We start from the raw sequence: 23,482 nt of genomic DNA, 5'->3' as shown, positions 1-23,482 counted from the left end.
ATGATAATTATTGCTATTTACAATTTTAGAGTATCTTCCTTGGTTTTAAGAAGGATGATTTGAGTTTACTTGCTAAATGATTTAGAAATAGACACTCAACGGATTGGCAAAAAGTTAGCGGTTTGACCCAAAATATAACGTACTACTCAACTAACGCTTCGACACTTGCGAAACAATACGATAGCGTACCCTTCGAGTCTGTTCACAAAGAATGGTTATACGCCATACCTAAAGAAGGAATTGTGCTGGATGTGGGTGCAGGCTCTGGACGTGATGCGCGTTATTTAGCCTCAAAGGGTTTGGGTGTGGTTGCGGTCGAGCCCGCAACTGGCATTAGAGAGCTCGCGCAAGGCTATACCGTTTCAAACCCAATTCACTGGATATCAGATACACTACCCGAACTGACTGAAGTTTTTCGCTTACAAACAAAATTTGATTTAATACTTCTAAGTGCAGTTTGGATGCACCTCGCGCCATCGTCGCGAGAACAGGCTTTTAGAAAGCTATCTTCTTTGCTAAAGCCTAATGGCAAGTTAATTATCTCGCTGCGACATGGCAACTGCGCTGACGAACGTACCATGTACCCTGTTTCAGCAGATGAACTGGCTAAATTTGCTAGCCAGTTCGGGCTTACTTATCGACTGCTTACTCCTGAAAAGTCAAACGATGAGCTAGGTCGTGCTGATGTTCAGTGGCAAACGGTTTTACTGACGCTGCCTGATAATGGTACAGGTGCATTTCCTTTAATCAGGAATATCGTAATAAACGACAGTAAATCATCAACGTATAAGATAGCACTATTACGAACACTGCTTAGAATCGCCGAAGGCCATCCAGGCGCTGTAATAGAGCAAACAAACGAGCATGTAGTTTTACCTGTTGGACTGGTGGCGCTCTATTGGCTGAAGCTTTACAAACCCTTAATTGATAAGTTCGAAATGCAGCAAAACAGCAATGCGAACAGAGGATTAGGATTTATCAAGGAAGACGGCTGGCAGCAAATTAAAGCCTTTTCTAGTAATGACTTTTATATTGGCGCGCACTATTCAGATAGTGCAACGGTTCAAGCGATTTACCGAACTCTAAAAGACATCGTTTCGACAGTAAAAAACATGCCCGCTAAGTACACCACGTTACCTGGCACTAATAATGGTGTTTTTCATGTTGAACTTAATCAAACTCGAAAACCTAAAACCGACCTTCTCTTAGACTTCGATTTTTTGTCCTCACTGGGTAAGTTCTATGTTCCCACTCATATTTGGGATTCATTAACGCAGTTTAGCGTATGGATAGAACCTACTTTGATTAATGAATGGACTTCTTTAATGGCTGGGTACAGCCAAAACAAACAAAGACCACTTACTAAAGCAGATTATCTAAATGCACTTAAATGGGACGATCCAGAACGCACCACTTCAAGGATTCGAAAGCGTGTTAACGAATTACTAAAGAGTGAAAATGTTGCATGCTGCTGGTCAGGTAGGCGTTTGAGGCTATCTAGCTACGCTATCGATCACGCGTTTCCTTTTGCGCGATGGCCTAACAACGATCTTTGGAATTTGCTACCAACGAAATCGAGCATAAACGCCAATAAATCAGACAAGTTACCCACTGGTTTAAAGCTTTCTAGTTCTCGTGAACAAATACTCTCTTGGTGGAAACAAGGCTGGCGGCACAACCAAGCAGAATTTTTCAGCCAAGCCAATTTGGCTCTTCCGAATTTAAGCCCAAGCAACACAAACTTTGATGATGTATTTGAAGCTTTCGCTCTGCAACGTGACCGTATTAAGGCGTTGCAGCAGTTGGAGGATTGGCGTTGATGGTAGAAAAATACACTAAGAAAGCTCTTTATTTGATTCGAAAGAATTTCGATAGACTTTTTTGTTTTTTATGAAAGCTTCTAAAAGAATTGATAACAACAGTTTTTAAATACCCGCTAACCTTTATCAGAAAATGAGCAACTATTAAAATAGTGAATTTAGTTTGGGTTCGATTACCTTATTCACTCTTTATGGATATCGTGCTCCGCATTCGAGCAACTTTTCTATCCATTTCATGACTACATACCCTTTTATATTTCTCATCTTAGCTAAACCAAAATAGAAGGTTTGAATGCGAACCTTAATCTTGGAGTGCTCCTTTTGCGAAATATCTGCTATTTCTTCAATTTCTTATATTGAACTGTCCTCTTCCCTTATCAACGGGCACCTGTTTAAGGTAAAATAGTGTATAAATATACAAATATTGTCAAAACTTCCAATGCAAAAGCCAATAAAAGTAATTGATTTATTCTCAGGTCCTGGTGGACTTGGTGAAGGGTTTTCATCACTAAAAAATGAACACGGTTTTAGACCATTCAAGTTAATTTCTTCGATAGAAAAAGATCCTAGTGCGCACCAAACTCTAAAATTGAGAGCTTTTTTTAGACAGTTCGACCAAGCTCCCAAGGAGTACTACGAATTTTTGAAAGGGAAAATGGGGCGCACACCAGAAGAGCTACTCTACAAAATACCAAAATTTGCCCCTCAAGTGAGTGCCGCAGAGAAGGAGGCTCTAAATTTAGAGCTAGGCAAAGATGACGAGAAAATATACGCCGCAATTTCTAAAAGCTTGGGGGATGATGATTGTGTTTTAATTGGAGGTCCTCCCTGCCAAGCTTACTCAGTAGCTGGGGTTGCAAGGAACAAATCTAATGAAAAATACGATGCACGTTTAGATAATCGCAATTTTTTGTATAAAGAGTATCTAAAGGTCATAGCCTTGTTCCAACCTCTAGCCTTTGTTATGGAAAATGTAAAAGGCATGCTCTCTGCAAAAGTAAATGGCGAGTATATATATAAGTCGATCTTTAACGACCTCAAAGACCCTTCAAGCTCGGCAATGTTAAACCCAATAAATCATAAAGGCCATAAGTACAAAATAGTATCACTTGTTACTGCGAAAAAAATAGGTAGTGACCTAGAAGCAAAAGACTATGTCGTCAAGAGTGAAAACTATGGTATTCCTCAACGCAGGCATAGAGTTATTTTACTAGGTATTAGATCAGATATCGCGGATCACTGGGGAGACAATATATTACAAAAATGTTCTGATACGATTTCAGTCAGCGACGTGTTGTCTGATTTACCAAGTTTACGTAGCGGTTTATCTCGCGAAGAAAATACAGACGAAGCTTGGCTAGAGTCTATAAAATCATTGGCTTGCAAAACAATAGCTTCTCTTGAAAAAAGCGGCCAGTATGATGTAGCTAGGCATATAGCTGAAACAGTTTCCGAACTGAAAATACCAGAAAACAAGCAAGGGAGTAACTTTGGGCTCAATCGCTCCGGATCATTGGGTAATAAAGCTCTGCTGCAATGGTTCTACGATAGAAATCTTGGTGATTACATCTGTAACCACGAAACAAGAAAACATTTGCCTCTTGATTTACAACGCTACCTATTCTGCAGCAGCTGGGCTGCTGTTGGAGTTAACGAAAATTGGGATAGACTCAGCCCAAAGGCTCATGAATTCCCAAAAGCTTTAATACCTAATCATAAAAACTTCAACTCTGGGAAATTTTCAGACAGGTTCCGAGTGCAGCCCGCGTCCTTACCGGCAACTACAATTACGTGCCACATAGCAAAGGACGGTCACTATTATATACACCCAGATTATAAGCAGTGTAGAAGCTTTACTGTTAGAGAAGCAGCTAGAGTTCAGACCTTTCCAGATAACTACTTTTTCGTGGGGAATAGAACCCAGCAGTATATTCAGGTTGGTAATGCAGTGCCTCCGCTTCTATCTTCAAAAATTGCGCGGCTTCTCTACAGCTTTCTTGAACCAATTTGTCTGAACCGAACTTACATCGACTAAAGATATGCTTAACCAATTAGCTAGAAAGAGCATCCTCACATTAAACTTATGCTATATAGTCGAATCCCATCTCGTAAGCGAGTGAACGAACTTTAAGCGCTTCATTGCTCTGTTTATCCGTCGGAAGCTTCCCTCCAAGCGAGATGTTTGAACATAAAGATGGCAAGCCAACATTTTTATGATCTTTCGGAAAACCTTTTTGGATAAAAAAGTCTTTCACCATCTGCCATTCCTGAGAAGTTACCTCCAATATACTGGTTTGCTTACTTAACTGCTCTTCAACTCCGTTCAGCTCGTCGTTTTCCGCTTTTAAGTTTTTCAGCTGGTCTTGGTTTAGGTAATCTTCAGGTTCTAGCATTGTCAGATCATAATCATCGATTTCTTTGAACCTTTTCCATGCCCTCTCTGACTTACAAAACTCTGAAGGATTGGCAACGCCAAATCGAAAATCAATATCGAATATTTTATCTCTGACAAATTTTCCAAGGCTAACAGCTTGAAGAATCATGGAGGCACTTAGGCGTTGATTCTTAAATATTCGATTCAAATTAATTTCTAAGTTCTGTTGGAGTAGTAGATAGCGCATCATGGCAATTGTATAGGTAACCGTTTCAGCCTTAAGTCCTCGCTCCGCTTTGTACCACTCAGACGCCCCAATTGCCGAATCTATCTCGGTAAATAGGATTGCTTTGGCAATAAGTTCTTTGTAAAACGCCTGCCCGAAATCTGAGGGAGAGTTTTCGAACTCTTCTACAATTCTTTGACTCAAAAGCTTTAGGTTAGCTTGCGCACCTCGCTTGACTTCATAAGGCTTGAGTCGCCATGTGTTCTCAAACTTGGCCATATCTGTCTTACTAAACTTCTGCTTTTTCGGATACTCAAGCTCAAACTTACTCTTCGCTCTCCCATTGAGAGCTCTCAGTTTAATCCCGTATTGGCCACGAGAACGTTCATAAAACCACTTCGAACTGAAACCACTCTCATTCGCAGGCATTGGAGTTTTTCTAGAAAGCTTTTCTAAATTTAAATGGAACGGATGGTTAGAAACCAAATCTGATTTCTGTATTGCGTTTTGAGTATTCGCTGACTCAGATATAGTTGCTTTGAGTGAGTCCTGCTCCTCAAGGTCCTCTAAAACGGTCAGTTTCATTTGAATAAATACTTTTGTCAGGTCAATATTTTTATAGAGAAAATTACCAATTCCACCTTTCTCTCTTGGTGCAAAATAGATGGAAGCCGTCGTCTGCCCTCCATTCACTATTTGTAAATCGTTGATTCTTCTAATCACCAGTCCAGATGCAGTATTTTCCAACTCAATATCAGTAGCGGTACAAGTAAGGCCATTGTTAAAAGCAAAAAAATTCTCTGGTTGTTCTACTAATGTCTTTCGAATACCTTTGTTAACACCGGATCTGAAGTCTAAAAAAGAGCGAACATTCGCTTCCAAAAGCCTTTGTCCAAATTCATCATACAGTTCAGATAAAATCACTCCAGGCAAAGCACACAAATAAGACTTTGAGCCTGCTTTTGTTGAACTTGCAGGTAAAACGTAAACCTCCTCACTAAACTTTTGAAAATCTACTTCGAACGGCTCAGTTTCAGCTTCGGAATTTATGATATTAAAGATTCTTTCAGAATCCCAAAGCTCGACGTAAACGGGCTTCCCGTAAATGCTTTGCTCTTTAATCTTTTTGAGTCTACTACTTGCTGTTTTTGTTGTTAGAACAATAACTTTAAATTTTATTGCCTGTTCAGCATAATATCGATAGCTCTCTATTACGGGTAGGTCTGTCGACTCTTCTAATGAGCTTAGAAACTTTTTTTCATCTAGGTTCGATAAAACCTTCAATGCACTATTAGCTAATTTATTTACTCCGGAAGCGCCCAAAGCTGGAGCGTCATCATCAATATCATAATCAATACATATTACAGAGAAAGATCTTTCTAGCTCATTCCAGCTAAATCCATCTACCTTCATTCCTTTCGCTGTATTTTTGAAAGAAGAGTACTCGACGTTGTCAATTATACCCGCTTCGGAAAGTGACTCCGTTACTGTAAAGAAGAAAGCTTCTTCTGCATATGCTTTATCTTTCTCTGCAATTTCGCTAACGGTACTAATTAATTCGTCTCTATAGTTCATAATAAATCCAAGATTTCCTTATCTACCTTAAAGCTAGTCAACTGGTCGAGAGATAGTTTGTAGCTCACTTGTTTAATACGTTTATCGACATTTTGCCGCGTCAAGGCAGGAAATTTTTTTCCGACTGAATAAATTACTGGTGCGCCAAGAAATAGCTTTTGATTAATTTCTTCTATAGACGCTTTTGTATAGTAAGGTGATGTATGTCTCAAAAAATATAGCTTTTCCTCTTCGCTCATGTCAGCTATTGTGCTTTCATACACTTCTTTTAATGTCTCATCACCTTTGTCTCCGATATGCCCACTATAAACAATAAGAAATATACTTTTTGTTGCAGTATCTAACTGATCCAGCGACTGAATATTTATCATGTTTTTTTCTCTTGAAAACATGCATTTGATTTCAAAAGCAGTGTTCGATGTTACAAAATCCTGCGGTTTTTTTTGGATTCCAAACCAACTCTCTAAACTTTCATATGCTCCCAATTTAGGAAGCAAAAAGTCTCTAAAAAACCTCAACTCGCTATAAAAACCAATGAGCTTCTCAAAACCAAGTCCCGTACGCACAGGTTTGAAAAACTCTCTCCAACTAAGCATACGCTCGCGATATCTTTTTGGTATTTCGATATCGGAGCACTTACAGAGATGAGCCGCCATATCCTTCGCTAGTAATTTAAACTCTTCAAAAAAATCGCTGTTTTCTAGCTGACATACAATCATATTTGCTGATTCAGTTTCTAATAAATAGCACGTAATACTGTCAAAGCTGAGATCACTAAAGCTTTTTATTGGAATAAACTTCGGACACTTTACGCAAAACACAAAACTGCTATTACCTTTAATTGAAACGGTAAACCTTGGGTCTTTTGAAAAGTATAGGTGACCGTAAGCAGGAAACGTATTGCGCTTACAGTTCTCCCAAGGGTTATCTGTGAATGCATCTCTAAATAAGAAGTCATTCTTCATAACTTCTCCAGTCTTCTAAGTCATTCATTTCTTTGATAAGAATATCATTCCCCATATATGTCACAGAGTTTTCTTTATTTAGTCTCTTCAAGTCCTTAATTGTATAGCCTTTGTCTCGGTATTCAGGCGGAAGAGGGAAGCTTAAAGAGTAGCCAACTGTAGGTGCGTCAAAAACGCACTTATACTCGCCGTTATCTTGCTTTGTTAAAATAGCCATCGTATATATGATAAGGACCGGAAAGTTTCTGCTAGCGTCATTCATGAACGTAAGATAGCTTGATGAACTACTCCCACGTTTGTCTCTTAGTTTATCTCTGATATTTTTATCAAGGACAGCCCACTCATCGCTTTTCTCACCCAGTTCCAAACTCTTTGACTTGAAAGTGTCTGCCCTACTTAACTCCAAAACGCGAAGAGATGGTAGTATGCCGTGTTTAAAAGCATTAATTTTTATTGATTCAAGAGATCCATTATCTGGATTGGTTATCTTATATTTTCCACTTCGTTTGCTTATATTCTTAATTAATACGCGAAATTTACTCTGCCCAGTTTCAGAGAACTTATGTAACTGTTTAGTTAGAATATCGTTTGATACGTAATGTAAACCTATTAAATCTAAATTATTTACCCACTCAATAATTTTTTCATATCCAACATTCTTTATGAGTAAAGAGTTAGAATAATCATCCAAGCATTCGCAATCATTTTCCATCAACAGTGAGTTTGCAAAACTTTTGAAATAATCCAAGTTTTTCTTGTTAACTATTTCGTCTCGCTTAAATTCAAACCTATAAACCTTTGTTCCATGGAAAGAAATGTCTCTATGTATAATATCTGCTATTTGAAGTTTATTTTTAGCTGTAATCAAAAGCGGAGATGTTGGGTGGTACCTGACTTTCAAACCAAACTCAGCTGGAGTTTTTCCAGACTGGCTCATTATTCTAAAATCTTCGTATAGCTCTTCAATCCCTTGTGATATTTGCCTGTACCAATTAAATGAATCCTCTGAGATGAAGAGACGACAAAGTGACTTCGTTGTTGGCCTATACCCAAACCATCTGCACATCTGTAGTAAAGTGTCATACATTTTCGTAGTGCGGGTGAAATAGGATACAACTAATTCTTCCAAGGTTAGTCCTCGAGAGAGTTTATTACCACCAATTGCAATTACAGTTAACCCATTCTCCTCAGAGGCTCCATAGTCTAAGCTTTTATCGCTGGAAGAGTTAGTCGCGATGACTTCAGTTTTTTTAATTGCTCTTCTCAAATTTTTAAAAACTTTTGAGAAATCATGTTCAATATCATCTACGTTCAAATAATGTTCGTTAAATAATTTCTCAAATCGTTCAATTACATACCTGCTTTTATTACTTTTATTTTTTGCTTCTTCTAACTCATATCCAAAAGAGAAATCTGATTCATCCCTCAGATAATCAAGTTCACCAGCTATCAATTTTTCAATTTGATTCTGAACCGCAGTATAATGACTAACATTTACCAACATAGAGCAATGACGATTTTCTTCTCCTCTACATATTCGAATAGAATAGGCTATAAGAAAAATATAAATCGCATCAATCATAGATTCTGGTAATGAGTGGACTTCTAAATCTTTTCCGTGTTTTTCAGGAAATATATCGAGGTAATCTGACACTTCTACAACGGGGTCGTAATCAACACTCAGATCATTTTGAAGGAAATAGTGCTTGTGACCAACATAAGCGTCAGGCGTAGGTATTTTTACAAGAAAATGAGATGGAAAAAGATCCTTTTCAAGTTTAGCTGAGTAACTTGAGGGATCCATAAAAATGTTTGCAAATGGAGTTGCAGTATAACCAACATATGCCGAACGATTAAATAACTTGAGAAGGTCGCGAATTCTTTTATTAATTGTTGTTGGGTCTTTATCTTTATCATAGTTAGTGTCGACTGAGGCGTAGTCAGCTTCATCGTCAATAAGCATCAATTGGTGATTAGACTTTTTGCCCGAATCAGGCTTTAGTTGGTTATCTTTCACTAGACTTTCTAAGAGCCCTTTTAACACTGAAGAGTTTTTCTTAACGACGAGAATTACAGCGCCGCTTATACTGTCGAGATTAATATGCATATTTTTTTGCTTAAAATCATCATCAACTGTTAAGCATATTGGCTGTGGCTTCTTTTCTAATCCTGCTTGGTGAACATCTAGGCCAACGCCGAATGGCTCTTTGTTTCTATTTAAGCCAATCACTCCTTCATTTATCCTAGCCTGCGTTTGCTCTCTGAGGTCAACTAAGTGCCCGCCCAATACCACTATAATCTTGAAACCTGAGTCGATAGCTTTATTAATCAGACCTAAATAGTTTTCTGTTTTACCTGATTGGACATTACCGACAACAAGGCCTATTCGTGACCAATTGCTTTCATTAGATGGATCGCCTATCCCGTCCATTACCTTGTTAACTGTCTCTTCAAGCCTATTTATATACTCTCTTCCTCTAAGCTTGCTTTTAATAAGTGATTTAAATCTTTGCCAGAAAAACCAATTAATATCCGCTTCTTTACTTTTAATCCATTTCGGTGCACTTCTATCAGTTATCGAGAATGGAACTTCGCTGTTTTTAGCTTGGTAATGTGAGTAAATGTCCTTGGTAATTCTTATTCTTGATTTTTCAGAAAGTCCTACTTTCATCAAATGCTCAAGCGCAGCGTTTAGCTCCTCAAATAACTCTTCTGGAGTAGGGTTCTTATCAATAAATTTTTTTTCTAATAGCTCTTCTATAAATGTTTTAGCTGTTACTTCCAACTTCATTCATTAGTTCCTTAAAAATTCTAGTCATTTCTTCTAACCCCTGATCGATATCTTGCGGTTTAGTAGACATGTTGTAATAGATGTTAGTTGTTGGTAACGAGTGACTTATCTCGCAAAGGATGTGTTTAAAGTTTTCCTTCTGCTCAAAAGAAAGTGAACTCATTAAATTTCTAATTTTTTCGTTTTTGGGATTTATTAGATATAAGCTTTTATCGTTCCTTGGGTTTCTTTGTAATGACCAATAGTCGCCAACTAATTCTTTTTCACCTTTAAACTTAACGACCCGTTTAGCCTTTTCTATTGGATTTGATATAAGGTGACGTAGTCGGTCTCTGACTTTTTTAGGTATCTGAAGCGACGACTTTTTTACGTCTGTCGACCATTCATCATCAACGGAGGAAGGAACATTAACCTCTATCCTTGCAAGCTTTCCCAACTGACTTAGTCGAGCTAAATTTTGCCAACCACCAGCTACTATTAATCGCTGCTCTCTATAAATATATAACCCTTGTTTCGCACTAATACCTTCTACACCACCTAACTCTATAAGCTTTGATTTTCTAATTTTTGATTCATGAGGAAGAATATGAACCTTTATATTTAGTTTTCCACCTTTGACCCTAAAGTTTTCTTCTTGTCCTTCGTGATAGCCAGGTTCTCCCACCAGAAAAGGATCAATTGGGCGCAAAGGTATCCGATTGATATCAAATTTTATGTTGTGTGGGTTAGTAAAAAACTTATGAAAATAAAGGCCTACAAAGCTTCTGAGATCAGACACGTCTTGTTTAATAACTTCTTCAGCTTCTTCTGAACTGAGAGTTGCGTATTTGTCTAGTGATTCCCAAAGAATAATGGTACCGGAAGATCCAATATTAAACTCGAATTGCTTTAATAGGTCTTTAATCTCGTTATGATCTAACGATTTTAAGAGCCATTGATTCGTTTCTTTTACTAAGTCAAGGTCCCATTTAGCAGCACAGATTTCTTCATTCTCTGACTTAGTTATAACGGTTAGATACTTAGTTTGAGAGAAACTTGCAGTTTTCATACCTGAACCGAACCTTCCCAAATCACCTTTTTCTCTTTTTTCGATAGGGTCCTTACACCCAATTCTTAAGTTCGAGATTAGCTCATCGAAATACATACCTGCGCCGTCATCAATAATTGCTAAATAAGGAATCTCTTTTTTAAGTCCAACCACTATGGAAATATTGTTAGATTCTGCACTTATTGAGTTATCAACGATATCACCTACAGCTGACTGCAAGGTGTATCCCATTTTTCGCAGTGTCTCTATATGTGAACGAGGCGATGGCTCAGCGTTTATGAGGTTGCTCATCTATTTAGCCCCCAGAAATTTAATATTCTTTTGAAAGCTATACTTTCCTGAAGATCTAAACCATCAGATGCTGCAGCCTGTGAGGCGATATATAAAACTTTTTCTCTATTTTTAGGCTCTACCGCCATGCAATATTCTTCTACATCGATGTCTTCCGAGAAAAAGTTTTCAATGTGCTTTTCAAACCACTCAGTTGACTTTTTATCAAAACTCTCGTTGTAAAGTCGGATTAGCGTTTTTTCTTCAATATCCGAAAGGACGCCGTCTACGGAGCAGACGTATAAAGCAACTTTTAGCTTTGCTACATTAGACTCAGCCATATATCTATACCTTGCTTCCTCAGTATTCTAATACCTAGATAAAAAAGGCTTTTTCTCGTAGAGGATATAAAGAAGACCGCAATCTTTTGAGAAGTTAACTAGCGAATGGGGATAGAGAGAAACTTTAATATTCATATTATTCTAAAGAGTCCAAAACATCACATCAGAAAAGAACTTCATTTTTTATCGTCTCGCACTTGAGAAGCCATTTAAAAACGTTATCTATAGGGGTATTGAAAGGAGTTCTGGAATATTTCGAAAGAAATTAACACTGAAGACTTTAATCTAGAACCACATCCCTATAGTTAGCCTTTAGTCTAATAAGCTAACATTAAAAGTTTCGCAGATACAATGGAATTCGTCGACAGATTGGTATAATTAACCAAACTTAAGTATTTAAGTAAGCCATTTGAATATAAGCATTTTTCTTAGATCACGGAACGTTACTTTTACTATCAGTCACTTATTTTCGATGAGACTATGAAAAACCTCAATCGCCCTATCAAAGCTTCCATCATTGTTGAAATAAAGCCAGCTTAGTCGGCTTTTCTTTATTCTTTAAGTAGTGCAGGCAAAGGTCAGCGCTTCTTTAAAACGACTAAATTCTTCATCGAATACTTCAAACACCTTGCACTGTGGTTTTGCCACCCACTTTTTTAACACGCTAATTATTAGCACTAATTAAGTTTATAATAGCGGTTAAACAGTTTTTGAATTACATCGACCAACGTGAGTAGAACATGGCCCATAAAGTACGTTATAAGTTTAAAGGTGTGGCAAAAGAGATAAATTTCTCTTACAGCCGCCATCAAAATATGCATGAAGCCGTGGCCGATGCTGAAGGAATAGACCTTTCCCAGTTCCTTCAAACTGAACAGCAACTTGCCGCTATCAGCAAAGACAAAAAAACCGTAAGAAACTTCAGAGATACCGAGTTCGTAAAAATGGGGTTTTCTGACTTGTACTTCTTAAAAAACGGCCAAGAATAATGGTGGCCCCGATAGGGTTCGAACCTCTGACTTCGGGGCGCAAAACCATCAATTAAGTTCTTATTGGTTACCCTCAACCAACCCATGAAAAACCTCAATCGCTCTATCAAAGCTTTCATCGTTATCGAAATAAAGCTGGCTTAGTCGGCTTTTCTTTATTTGGTAGGCACTGCTAGCAAACGCCAGTGCTTCTCTAAAACTATCGAACTCTTCTCCAAAAACCGTAAACACTTCCTGCTGTGGTAGTGCAGCGCGTATAAAGCTGCCATCTACTTCATAATCGAAACCGGGAAAACCAATTCTTGTTAGTGTTTCTTTACCTAATCGCATTCCGCCTTTAAGGCTTACTTGAAACGCCGCATCCATTTCTTCAATTTCTTCTATGCTCCAGTGGTTAAACACCCTTATGGCTTTGCTGTATTTCTCGGCTAATTTTCTTTTTAGTACGCTTTGCCTTTGCCCTAGCGTACTGTTGTTTTCATTTTTTAAAAGGTCAGTACATTCATTACACGCTGGCACAGAAATAAAGTCGGCTTCACGATTTCCGTCTCGCCAGTCGTGAATGAATTTTATGGGTGGAATATAGTCTTGCCTCGCTGCCTCACAGCCGCAGTAAATACAGCGGCCAAAGTCGGCAGAATGCTTTGCATGAAGAGGCTTGTAAAACTTTTGATAATTCCTTACAGACATGCGCCTTTCGTTATAACTTGGAAGCCCTTAGTGCTGGCCACGTTAACACAGTTAGCTGTCTAAAAAAGTGAATTATGCGGGTTTTACTTGCAACAATGCCCCGCTTAAATCGTATCCCGCCTTTTGTGAAATACTAAGTATTGCCTCATAAGAAAGGGTTTTACTAGCCGTCATAGCCCATAAGGTAATGCAACGTGTACCAGTACGGCAGTAAGCAAGCACCGGGGCGTCTAGTTTTTGTAGGTTGGCCTCAAACGTTATTGCATCGTCTGGCGTTATTTTACCGCTTACCACCGGCTGATATATGCACGACAAACCAAGTGACAATGCTTTAGCTTCTATTTCAGCAAAATCAGGCTGATCTGCTCCTTCACCGTCGGGGCGATTACAAATAATTGATTTAAAACCTGCTGCTTGAATTGCCTCAATGTCTTCAACTGATACTTGAGGGCCAACAGATAGCTGTTGTGTTACGTTAGCGTATTGCATTTCCCACCTCTTTAAATGGTATTTACAGGGATTTTAATGAACTGCTTACCACCTTCAGAGGGCGAACCAAATTGGCCGTTTCGAAGGTTTGCTTGTATTGAGGGTAGAAGTAATTTGGGTACCGCAAGCGTTGCGTCTCTTGCTTCGCGTTTTTCCACATACTCTTGAAGGGTGACTTCCGGGCGAATTTGCGCGTTTGTTTCCTTCGCCTCTTTTATTGATACCGTTGATTGGGGGGCAGCACCGTCTTTTGGGTAATCGTGGGCAAGGTACACCGTTGTATCATCGGGAAGCGTAAATAGGCGCTGTATAGTATTGTATAGCTGCTCAGCACTGCCCCCTGGAAAGTCGCAGCGCGCGGTACCAAGGTTAGGGGCAAATATAGTATCGCCAACGAAGGCTTTGCCATCTACCAAATAGCTGGCGCAGGCGGGGGTATGCCCAGGTGTATGCCATACACATACGTCAAAGCGACCAATATTGAACGTGTCACCTTCTTCAAACAACACGTCGAATTGACTACCATCGCGCGGCGTATCGTTCGACGTTTCGAATATATCAACCCACATATCAATTACCGTTTTTATACCCGAGCCAATGCCAATTTTTCCGCCAATTTTAGCCTTTAAGTAGTGTGCCGCAGTTATGTGGTCGGCATGTACGTGGGTTTCTAATATCCACTTATTGGTTAGCTGATTTTGGGTAATAAAGTTGATTACCTTGTCGGCATTTTCTGTTGATGCGCGACCTGAAAAAATATCAAAGTCGGCAACCGAGTCTATTACAGCACTTTCTTTCGAAATGGGATCGAATAGCACATAGGTAAACGTGGATGTTTGGTCATCGTAGAAAGTTTCAACGTTCATAAGGTTTTCCTAAATAAGCTCTTTGAACATGATAAAAATGGCAATGGCTAGGGTGAAAAATGCGAAGAATTTCTGCAGCGCTGCACCGTCTAGTTTTCCTGCTACCTTGGTAGACACAGCCATTCCAAGAAACGTGGCCGCCAACATAAGTGGTAGTAAAGGCATCTGCAGTTGAATACCGGTTTGTAAATCGCCAACAAAGCCAAGCAACGATTTCAAAGCAATGATGAATAACGACGCTCCCACCGCGTTTTTCATAGGCATCCCCAGAAAAAGAACCAAAGCGGGTATGATCAGGAAGCCCCCGCCGGCACCCAGTATGCCGGTAATTACGCCAATTGCTGCGCCTTCAATGATTATCAGCCCAATGCTAGGTTGCTTGTTTTGAATAATCTTGGTTTTGGATACCGATTTGCTATAGGCCTTTTTCAACATCATGGTTGCCGAGGCCAGCATCAGCGTGGCAAAAAGCACCATAATGATTAGATTTTTCTCTATAGTTAGCGATTGAAAAGACACAGTTTCAGGAATGGCCGGCATTAAATAAGCCCGCGACATATACACAGCAACGATAGAGGGTACCGCAAACAGAATAGATGCTTTTACGTCAACTAAGCCTTCTCTGTAGTACCTTACTGCACCGAACGCCGCAGTTGCCCCCACAATAAGTAACGAGTAGCCAGTAGCAATATTTGGTGAAACGCCCATTAAATAAACCAGAATAGGAACGGTAAGAATAGAGCCGCCACCGCCTATCACGCCTAAAACGACTCCCATTAATACCGCGGCAATGTAACCAAGAAAAATCATGTCGACACCATATTTCATTTTGATATATCATATAACAAAATTTATTTTAATGTACATCTTAAATATAAGCGTTACATTTAATGCCGCTGTTACATTTGAAATATTTACTCAAGAAATTAACAACAAAAACCAATTAAATCATGAGCTTAATTAATTTTTCGTTTGAGGTTTTTGTTTCATTTGGCATTGCACAAGGTATAGGAGAGAAAATTGGAAAACTGGACAACAACACCGTTTGAACCTTTAGCCGGCTTGCTCGGTGGGCTGCTAATAGGTTTGTCTGTAGTGCTACTTCTACTTACGCTTGGCCGTATTGCCGGCATCTCGGGTATAGCAGCAGGCGCAATAACTCAAAAAGGCACTGAGCGATTTTGGCGGCTGGCGTTTCTTGTGGGCATTGTGTTATCGGCCGTTTTATACATTGTGTTTACCGGCGCTTTGCAGGTACAAACGCAAATGAGTTCAGGCTATTTAGTGGTAGCGGGTTTGTTAGTTGGCTTTGGTACTCGCCTTGGTTCAGGGTGCACGTCTGGCCATGGTGTGGCGGGCCTTTCTAGACTGTCTAAACGCTCGATAGTGGCAACACTTACGTTTATGGCTGCAGCTATCATTACTACCAACCTAATCAGACACTTTTAAAAACAGGAGCACTATTGATGAACGTAATTATTGCATCGTTACTAAGTGGGCTTTTGTTCGGTTTTGGTTTGATTGTGTCTGGCATGAGTAACCCTGCCCGCGTTTTAAATTTTTTAGATTTCAGCACAAATTGGGATGCCACATTGGCCTTTGTAATGGGCGGCGCTATAGCCATTGCCGCACCGGGGATCTACTGGGTTCGCAAACGCAATAAACCTTTATTTGCCGATAACTTCGATATCCCCACTAGCAAGGTTATCGATTCAAAGCTTATTACAGGTTCAGCCATGTTTGGTATTGGCTGGGGAATTAGCGGTTTTTGCCCGGGTCCTGCGGTAGTGGCTATTGCATCGCTGCAGTCAGACGTTCTTTTGTTTGTGGGTGCGATGGTAGTGGGCATGCTTGCACAGCATTTTGTAACCGCTAAAAAGTGATAAACACGCTATTTTTCGTGCTATTTAAAGCGCTGACCTAAGCAGCGCTTTTGTTTACAAGTGACAGACTAAAGCAAACTACTCTTCAATTTGAATATCGAACTCAGGCATTGCTTGAATTACTTTTTTAACCGTACAACTGTTGGCAGCGGCTAGAAGTGGCTTTTTATATTTTTCTGGAAAATTTTCTGGCAGCGTCACTTTAATTGAAAACGCTTTTTTGTATTTATCCTCGCCCACTGTAGTGTGTTCTTGGCTAAGGCTAATACCATCAGTGCTAATGTCTCTGGCTTCGCAAAACTTGCGAATATAAAACGCTGCGCACAACGGCATGCTAGCTAAGAAATAGTCGAAGGGCTCAGGGTAAGCTTCGTCACCACCTGCAGATACACTTTGGTCGCTGATTATTTGGTGCTTGCCAAAACTGGCCTGTAATTTTTGTCCGTCTAAAAGGGCGATATCTATTTTCATTACGGTAGCCTTGTATTCGAAAAAGGTTTTTGACGATATATTGATAGTGTTAAAAAGTGCTATCTGACGTCAACATAAAATAATAGTGAGAATACACATTATGTTTAACGTAAAAAATATAAACCTTGCAGTTTGTTGCTTCATTACTCTATTTGGCTTTTCTTTGTCTGTTAGCGCACAGATGTCGGCATTTAACTATGGGCCTGTAATTAGCAACTTTGGCAAACATGCGCCTGTACCAAATCACTCTGTAAGTGAGGAAAGTGAATTTAAAGTAGCGTTTGATGTTGCAAGTACCGGCGGGACAGCAACGTTAAACAGAAAATTTGAAAGCCTTGCTCGTTTTATTAACATGCATGCGGCAGCCGGGGTTAAAAAAGAAAATATTCGTTTGGCGCTAGTGGTTCATGGGAAGGCGACGTTAGATTTATTAAATGAGGCGTCGTACAGGGCAAAATACAACGCTTCAAACCCGAACGAGCCGCTAATCAAAGCCCTTCAGGAGAACAATGTACAGGTTATAGTTTGCGGCCAAAGCGCTGCTGCTAATGCGGTGAAAAGTAGTCAGCTAATAGAGGGCGTTGAAATGCAATTGTCAGCAATGACCGCCCATGCACTTCTGCAACAAAAAGGTTACACCGTTAATCCATTTTAAGCGTTTATCTAATAAAGAGCGCTGCATTTATAAATGCTTAACGCAGCGCTTTTTCTATTGCTAATTACTTAAGTGCTAAGCAGCCTGTGCTTTTCTTGCGCGGTTGGTTAGCCTTACTAGCTCCATACGTACATCTTCTTGTTTGCTGCACACATTTTCAAAGGGCACATAATAGTTTTTGTCTTTCGAGCGAATATAAAAGCCGTCGGTAACTACGCCTGTCATCGTAGGTGTTTCGTCTTCTACACCGTGGTGGTGCGCAAGAATTAAGCTCATTGCGTCTTGATGGTCGTCGTTCATGTGCTCAATCATGTTCTTTTCAGAAGAAAAGTCCCAAGGGCTCGCCGGGGCATTCCACTCTTGTTGTTCTAACCAGAATATTTTGCCGAAGCCTCCGATAAAGCGAACACGAGTAATATCCATTTGCCAAACCTTGAAGTCGTGGGCTTTTTTGTACCCCTCTGCTTCAGGGAAACGCAGTACGTATTGCTCAAGCACTTCTGCTGCTTTATCGCCTTTAAGTGGTGTAGCGTCACCTACTAGGGTTACACGGCCATGTGCATTTTGATCGCCCTCTTCTGCTTGATGGAACACCGTTAGGCTCATGCGGCTGTCTTTTTCTAAATTTTTAGCATGCTGCGCAATATCGCTTATGTAGAAATACAACTTACCTTCGCTGCAGCTAATAAACGGGGAAACCGACCCAAACGGGTACCCACGCAGGTTGTATGAAATGGTTGAAATAACGCCCGTTTCACAAGCGCGAAGTAATGCTTTTGCGTCAGTTAATGCTTGCGTTCTCATTAAGGAGCTCCTTGGGTTGAGAAAATATCATTGGTATTTGTAGGTCTGGGTGAGGCTGTATATGCATGTTAGTGCGATACACAGGCTCTAAGAATTCTGGTGTAAGTACGTCGCTTTTAGGGCCGTAATTGATAAGCTCGCCACCGCTTAGTAGCAGCACTTCGTCGGCATACAGTGAAGCAAGGTTTAAATCGTGAATGGCGACAATGGCGGTATTGCCCGTGCTGGTAAACTTGCGTACCAACTGCATTAAATGATGTTGGAAATTGAGATCTAATGCCGATGTTGGCTCGTCAAGCAGCAGCAATTTACTTTCATTTTCACTGTTAAAAGCATCGAGTTGAGCAAAACAACGGGCAATGTTTACGCGTTGAAGCTCTCCTCCTGAAAGTTGGCCTGTGTGTCTGTTGGCTAACTTTTGTAAGTTGAGGTGGTTTACGTATTCGGCCACCCGCTGCTGCTTTTGCTGTTCTGGCTCGGCAATAGCGAAGCGCCCCATAGCAATAAGTTCAGGCACACCTAGCTGAAAGTTCAGCGCGTTTTGCTGTGTCATTACAGCGCGCACTTTTGCTAGCTCAGTGTCACCCCACTCGCTTACCCGCTTACCTTTAAAGGCAAGTTCGCCTTTGTACTTTAGGTTGCCTGCCATTGTGTGAATTAGCGTTGATTTACCCGCGCCATTTTCACCTACCAACACCACCAACTTGCCCGCTCGAATTTGACAGCTTATGTTGTTAAGCACACGCCTATGACCGCGCTTTACTGTTATTTCATTAAGTGAAAGTATGTTTTCCATGTTTACCTTCCTAATTAATGACTGCCGCGGCTTGGCATTAGTTGGCGTCTTAGCATCCAAATAAATACTGGCGCGCCGATGATGGCCGTTACTATTCCTATAGGCAGCTCGGCAGGCGTAACAATAATTCTGGCAATCCAGTCTGAAGCCAACAGCACAAGCGCCCCTAGCAGCATGCTTACAGGCATCATGTATTTAAGATTTGCGCCCACCAGTAGGCGGGAAAGATGCGGAATAACAAGGCCAAGAAAGCCAACTAACCCTGTTAATGCCACCGCGGCCCCAACACCAATGGCAGCAAAAACAACAATTTGGTTTTTTAGGTGCTTTATATTTACGCCCATGTATTTGGCTTCTGATTCGCCAAGTAGCAGTAGGCTCATCTGATGCCTTTTACTCCATAGCCCTAATAAACTTAAAAGCAGCAATGGCATAGCTTCAATCAGCGATGACCAATTAGCGCCCGCCAACGACCCCATGGTCCAGTAGTTAATTAATCGCAGCGAACTGTCGTCTGAGTAGAAGCTTAATAAGCCGATAAGTGCGAACCCAAGCGCATTCATTGCAACGCCAACCAGAATAAGTGACGTAACCTGCACACCTTGGTCGCTTTTAGCGAACTGATACACCAAAAGTGTTGCTATAAGTGCACCTGTGAAAGCTGCATAGGGAAGTAGCAGCTCGGCTTTAATACCAAACTGCGTTTGCAGTAAAGGGCCAAGCGCAATCATGCCAACCGCCATAACAGCCGCACCTGAACTAACGCCAATAACAGATGGGTCGGCCAACGGGTTTCTACATAGCGCCTGCGTAGCAGCACCTGTTTGAGCAAGTACTGCGCCTATTAACATGCCTAGGCACAGTCTGGGTAAACGTATTTCACTTATGATGTTTAGTTGCAGCTGACTAATAGTGTGCCAACTGTCGGGCAACGCCCAAGCTATAGCAAAGCGAAGATCCCACCCTGCAGGCCCAAAGCTTAACGACGCCACACTAGCTAAAAGCAATAAAACCACTAAGCCTGCTAGCCAAAACCCAACTTTTCGTTGATGACTTTCAAACCAGCTGCGCTGAATAGTTTGCCGCTGTGACCGTGCTGAAAGAGTTAACGTGTTCATAGGTTTTCAAGCTGATAGTTTTTAACGGAAGCGATGGCGTCTGCCAGCCTTGGTGTCATGCCTAAAGACTGAAGCGAGTCCATTACCAATAGCTTGCATTGCTGCGCAGCTTTAAGCAGTGACAGGTTTGGGCTTTGGCAGAACTTTTCCTTACCGCCTGCACCCATAACTACATGACGCGGTGCTACTAAGAAGTCTGGCTGTTGTAATGCCAACGCTTCATTATTAATGCCCTTAAACCCAGTGTGCTTCGCCGCTATGTTTTGAATTCCAGCGTAGTTGAAAATTAATTGAGGAACCGTTTCTGTACCTGCCGCAATTAGGCCGCGATCTGACGCCGACAACAGAAATACAGCTTTAGCTGACGGTGTATTGTTGGTAGTTTCACTAGGCAGGGATGCATTAAACTTGGCAATAAGCTGTTCTGCTTGCTCCGCTTTTCCAAGATCATCGCCAAGCTGTTTTATTAACGCTACAAGCCCATCGGTACTGGTGGGCTTGTTGTAAACAACTACCTGTACACCGGTACTTTCTATTTGTTTAATTACCTCTTCTCTACCAACACCTTCAATGGCCAATATTTTATCAGGTGTAAAAGACAGCACGCCTTCGGCAGCAAGCTCTCGGTAATAGCCCACCATTGGCAGCTGCTTTATTGCTTCGGGATACTGGCTTGACTGGTCTACGGCAATAACGTGCTCTCCGGCTCCTAAAGCAAACACAATTTCCGTAATAGTGCCGCCTGCAGTAATTAGCTTTTGACGGTGTGTATTTTCTTCTGCTCTGAGCTCTTTCGAATCGGGTGTTGCTGTTTTGATTTTGTTAGCGCTGGTATGCGCGCTAAACGTAAAAAGCAAACCAATAAAAGTGTAGAAAAGTAGCTGCTGTTTTTTCATAAACCTAGCTCCTGATAAAGGCTAAATAGGCGCTTAGTTACACCTGTGCCGCCCTAACAGGCAGCGCAGGTGTTTACTGCACGTAATTAGAATGAATAAGTTGCATTCACCGCCGCGTTAATGCCCGGTTGAGTAAGGAAGTTGACGTTTGTTGCATCGCTTACGTCTAAACCGCGTACCTCAGTTCCGCTCCAGCTTTTGCGGTCGAAAATATTGAAGATGCCCAGATTTACCGTAAGGTCTTCGCTAACGTTGTAGTTGGCTAGCAGGTCGAATTGCGCGTATCCGGGTGCTTCAAATAGTCGAGGTTCAGTAGGGTCTTCAGGCTGATTTTGTGAATCGAAGCGCTGTACGAATGTACCGATAAGCTCAACTGACCAAATGTCGTTGCTGTCGGTATAACCTATGCCCACTACCGCTTGCGGTGGCAAAATTGATTCAATTTCTTGACCCGTGGCTTCATCTTCGCTGTCTAACCATGTTAATGCGCCTTGTAGCTCCCAGCCGTTTAAGCCCGAGAAAGATTCGCCTAAGAACCAAGTAGCTTGTGCATCAATACCTTCAATAACCACCGAGTCGCGGTTAGTGGCTTGAAACTCAAGTAACTGAGTAACAGGGTTGAAGCCAACCGTAGCTCTAGATTCGATGAAGTTGTCGTAGTTGTTGTGATAAGCACTAACGCTCCACTTTACTGCGTCAAGGCGTTGTCTAACCCCTACTTCCCAACTTTCAACACTTTCTGGTTTTAGGTTTGGGTTAGGTAGTGACGTGTAGCCACCAGCAAAGTTGGTAAAGCCTACGTTTAAGTCATCGAAAGGTGGAATGCGAAACCCTTCTGCGTACTGCAACCATACATTGGTAGTTTCGTTTAAGTCGTATACCGCGCCCAGTTTTAAAGACACCTGCGAATCATCGAAAGGCACTGCCTCTACACCTGGGTTCGCGTTAATGAAGATTTCGTCTGGATAAGGGGTTAGCTTAAATTCGTCGTAGCGCACACCAGGGCTTAGCGTAAGTTTACCGTCTAGCAGCGAGATTTCGTCTTGAACGAAAAACGACAGCTCTCTTGCTTTTGAAATAGGAAAGTCTCTTGCAGGGAATACCGAGAACTCAGGCACTATGGCGCCAGTTTCGGCCACAAACGTTGTGCCTTCTCGCAGCGCTTCACTGTTGGTATATTGAAGCTCGCTGCCGTAAATAAGGTGGTGTTTCACATCTCCTGTAGTGAACTGTTTGTCCAGCTGCGCAATTATGCCTTCAACCGTTTGGTTGAATTCACTATCACGGGTTCTGCCTAACTGCACAGGTGTTGGCTCTTGCCTTGATGCAGCACCGAAGCGCCCTTCACGCGTTGCTTGAACGTTATCTGTTTCTTGCCAATACAAACGCGTAAGCACCTTATCGAACAACGCTGTTTCGTTGCGATATGTGTGGTTTAATTGAAGGCGTGTTCTGTCACGTTCATCAATACCGCGACTTTCGGTAATGCGTACACCTCGTACAAAAGTGTCGACTTGCGACAATACGTTTGTTTCGGTTTCGCCTTGCAGGTAGTCGGCAAGGAACTCTAGTCGGTGTGCTTCGTTTGGTTGATAGATAAGTTTAAGCTGCGCGCTTTCTGTTGCATTGTCTTGTGGGTTTGTGGCGTTACGCTCAAGGCCTGTGCCTTCGCCGTCAAAATAGTTTTCTGTTTCAGAACCGTTTCGTGCGGTGGCGTTTAAAAGCCATTGCCAATCGCCGTTTTTGCCATATAGCTGCGCATTGGTCATCCACTCATTAGCAACAGACGCATAACCAACTTTTACTCGACCGCCCATTTGCTCGTTGTCATCTAGAAGCTGGTTAGGATCTTTACTAATAAACGATACCACTCCACCAATTGCGTCGCTTCCATACAATGTGGATGCGGGGCCTCTAATTATCTCAACGCGATCTATCATATCTACATCAATGAAGTCGCGGCGAGCAGACAACCCGGGGCCAAAACTGAACTCATCAGCAATAGGCGCACCATCAAGTAGCATTAAAACTCGGTCGGCATTAATACCCCGAATGTTGAAGCCAGACAAACCAAAGCGCCCGCCACCTTCAACAACTACCCCAGGTTCAAATCGCACTAAATCACGAATGTCGGTTGCTACCATTTTATCCATTTGTTCAGAATCGATAACGCTTACGCTAGAGGCTATTTCATCTATGTCGGTATCGAAACGAGAGGAAGTAACGGTGATTTGTTCGAAGTTAGTATCTTCGAATGTTTCTGCAATTGAGGCTGAACTAAGGCCGGAAACGATTAAAGCGAGTGCGATTTTAGAAAATTTCATATGTGTTTAACCCTACAACTAATGAGGATGCAAATGAGAACCATTATTATTTGCATTAAATTAGCACGAAGTTTTCGGGTATTCAAATAGC

21 protein-coding genes are annotated in these 23,482 nt (G+C 41.2%); 6 read left to right on the top strand and 15 right to left on the bottom strand.

Annotated elements, in window-relative coordinates:
• The first annotated feature begins 122 nt into the window (after positions 1-122).
• Both ACGHAV_RS09345 and ACGHAV_RS09340 read left to right on the top strand, forming a co-directional pair.
• The gene (locus ACGHAV_RS09345; RefSeq protein WP_390379493.1) at positions 123-1,820 is read left to right on the top strand and encodes a methyltransferase domain-containing protein; all 1,698 of its coding nucleotides are present in this window, start codon (positions 123-125) and stop codon (positions 1,818-1,820) included.
• A gap of 424 nt (positions 1,821-2,244) precedes the next feature.
• A complete protein-coding gene (locus tag ACGHAV_RS09340) occupies positions 2,245-3,855 on the top strand; it encodes a DNA cytosine methyltransferase (RefSeq protein ID WP_390379490.1) in 1,611 nt (536 codons plus the stop codon).
• Positions 3,856-3,901: 46 nt separating this feature from the next.
• On the opposite strand, the gene ACGHAV_RS09335 is transcribed toward ACGHAV_RS09340, so the two are convergent.
• Genes ACGHAV_RS09335 through ACGHAV_RS09315 form a run of 5 tightly spaced genes read right to left on the bottom strand, consistent with a single transcriptional unit; the run spans position 3,902 to position 11,410 of the window.
• Positions 3,902-5,995 carry an AIPR family protein gene (locus ACGHAV_RS09335; RefSeq protein WP_390379487.1) on the bottom strand — a complete coding sequence of 698 codons (2,094 nt, stop codon included), beginning with the start codon at positions 5,993-5,995 and terminating at the stop codon, positions 3,902-3,904.
• Positions 5,992-6,960, bottom strand: a complete 969-nt coding sequence (locus tag ACGHAV_RS09330) for a PD-(D/E)XK motif protein (protein WP_390379484.1) — start codon at positions 6,958-6,960, stop codon at positions 5,992-5,994. The genes ACGHAV_RS09335 and ACGHAV_RS09330 overlap by 4 nt, the downstream gene beginning before the upstream one ends.
• Positions 6,950-9,751, bottom strand: coding sequence for a Z1 domain-containing protein (locus tag ACGHAV_RS09325; RefSeq protein WP_390379481.1), 2,802 nt, complete (start codon positions 9,749-9,751; stop codon positions 6,950-6,952). The genes ACGHAV_RS09330 and ACGHAV_RS09325 overlap by 11 nt, the downstream gene beginning before the upstream one ends.
• Entirely contained in the window at positions 9,729-11,090 is a 1,362-nt protein-coding gene (locus ACGHAV_RS09320; protein ID WP_390379478.1) for an ATP-binding protein, read from the bottom strand. Before ACGHAV_RS09320 ends, ACGHAV_RS09325 begins: the two co-directional genes overlap by 23 nt.
• Entirely contained in the window at positions 11,087-11,410 is a 324-nt protein-coding gene (locus tag ACGHAV_RS09315) for a hypothetical protein (RefSeq protein ID WP_390379475.1), read from the bottom strand. Before ACGHAV_RS09315 ends, ACGHAV_RS09320 begins: the two co-directional genes overlap by 4 nt.
• 740 nt (positions 11,411-12,150) lie before the next feature.
• Between ACGHAV_RS09315 and ACGHAV_RS09310 the strand changes: the two genes are divergently transcribed.
• Positions 12,151-12,399, top strand: coding sequence for a DUF2960 family protein (locus ACGHAV_RS09310; protein ID WP_071950446.1), 249 nt, complete (start codon positions 12,151-12,153; stop codon positions 12,397-12,399).
• 60 nt (positions 12,400-12,459) lie between these two features.
• Here ACGHAV_RS09310 and ACGHAV_RS09305 read toward each other — a convergent pair whose 3' ends face one another.
• From ACGHAV_RS09305 to ACGHAV_RS09290, 4 genes are all read right to left on the bottom strand, one after another.
• On the bottom strand, positions 12,460-13,089 hold the full coding sequence (locus tag ACGHAV_RS09305; RefSeq protein WP_390379471.1) for a hypothetical protein: 630 nt from the start codon (positions 13,087-13,089) through the stop codon (positions 12,460-12,462).
• Positions 13,090-13,161: 72 nt separating this feature from the next.
• Positions 13,162-13,578 (bottom strand): TIGR01244 family sulfur transferase, encoded by a 417-nt coding sequence (locus ACGHAV_RS09300; RefSeq protein ID WP_390379468.1) that lies wholly within the window; start codon positions 13,576-13,578, stop codon positions 13,162-13,164.
• A gap of 11 nt (positions 13,579-13,589) precedes the next feature.
• Positions 13,590-14,444 carry an MBL fold metallo-hydrolase gene (locus tag ACGHAV_RS09295; protein WP_390379465.1) on the bottom strand — a complete coding sequence of 285 codons (855 nt, stop codon included), beginning with the start codon at positions 14,442-14,444 and terminating at the stop codon, positions 13,590-13,592.
• Positions 14,445-14,453: 9 nt separating this feature from the next.
• Entirely contained in the window at positions 14,454-15,254 is an 801-nt protein-coding gene (locus ACGHAV_RS09290; RefSeq protein WP_390379462.1) for a sulfite exporter TauE/SafE family protein, read from the bottom strand.
• Between the two features lie 210 nt (positions 15,255-15,464).
• Between ACGHAV_RS09290 and ACGHAV_RS09285 the strand changes: the two genes are divergently transcribed.
• Positions 15,465-15,893 carry a YeeE/YedE family protein gene (locus ACGHAV_RS09285; RefSeq protein ID WP_390379459.1) on the top strand — a complete coding sequence of 143 codons (429 nt, stop codon included), beginning with the start codon at positions 15,465-15,467 and terminating at the stop codon, positions 15,891-15,893.
• 17 nt (positions 15,894-15,910) lie between these two features.
• Positions 15,911-16,327, top strand: coding sequence for a DUF6691 family protein (locus ACGHAV_RS09280; RefSeq protein WP_390379456.1), 417 nt, complete (start codon positions 15,911-15,913; stop codon positions 16,325-16,327).
• A gap of 78 nt (positions 16,328-16,405) precedes the next feature.
• Here ACGHAV_RS09280 and ACGHAV_RS09275 read toward each other — a convergent pair whose 3' ends face one another.
• Positions 16,406-16,798, bottom strand: coding sequence for an OsmC family protein (locus tag ACGHAV_RS09275; protein ID WP_334014680.1), 393 nt, complete (start codon positions 16,796-16,798; stop codon positions 16,406-16,408).
• A gap of 100 nt (positions 16,799-16,898) precedes the next feature.
• Between ACGHAV_RS09275 and ACGHAV_RS09270 the strand changes: the two genes are divergently transcribed.
• Positions 16,899-17,453, top strand: coding sequence for a DsrE family protein (locus tag ACGHAV_RS09270; RefSeq protein WP_390379452.1), 555 nt, complete (start codon positions 16,899-16,901; stop codon positions 17,451-17,453).
• Between the two features lie 75 nt (positions 17,454-17,528).
• On the opposite strand, the gene ACGHAV_RS09265 is transcribed toward ACGHAV_RS09270, so the two are convergent.
• The 5 genes from ACGHAV_RS09265 to ACGHAV_RS09245 form a co-directional block, all read right to left on the bottom strand.
• Positions 17,529-18,257 (bottom strand): HugZ family protein, encoded by a 729-nt coding sequence (locus tag ACGHAV_RS09265; protein ID WP_390379449.1) that lies wholly within the window; start codon positions 18,255-18,257, stop codon positions 17,529-17,531.
• Positions 18,235-19,053, bottom strand: coding sequence for a heme ABC transporter ATP-binding protein (locus ACGHAV_RS09260; RefSeq protein ID WP_390379446.1), 819 nt, complete (start codon positions 19,051-19,053; stop codon positions 18,235-18,237). The genes ACGHAV_RS09265 and ACGHAV_RS09260 overlap by 23 nt, the downstream gene beginning before the upstream one ends.
• A 14-nt stretch (positions 19,054-19,067) precedes the next feature.
• Positions 19,068-20,171, bottom strand: a complete 1,104-nt coding sequence (locus ACGHAV_RS09255; protein WP_390379443.1) for a FecCD family ABC transporter permease — start codon at positions 20,169-20,171, stop codon at positions 19,068-19,070.
• On the bottom strand, positions 20,168-21,067 hold the full coding sequence (locus tag ACGHAV_RS09250; RefSeq protein WP_390379440.1) for a hemin ABC transporter substrate-binding protein: 900 nt from the start codon (positions 21,065-21,067) through the stop codon (positions 20,168-20,170). The genes ACGHAV_RS09255 and ACGHAV_RS09250 overlap by 4 nt, the downstream gene beginning before the upstream one ends.
• An 86-nt stretch (positions 21,068-21,153) precedes the next feature.
• Positions 21,154-23,391: a TonB-dependent hemoglobin/transferrin/lactoferrin family receptor gene (locus tag ACGHAV_RS09245; protein WP_390379438.1), complete on the bottom strand. Its 2,238-nt coding sequence runs from the start codon at positions 23,389-23,391 to the stop codon at positions 21,154-21,156.
• Between the last annotated feature and the right edge of the window lie 91 nt (positions 23,392-23,482).

The organism is Alteromonas sp. MTD1, from assembly GCF_042848195.1.
Lineage (GTDB): Bacteria > Pseudomonadota > Gammaproteobacteria > Enterobacterales > Alteromonadaceae > Alteromonas.
This window is presented reverse-complemented; position numbering and strand designations above follow the sequence as displayed.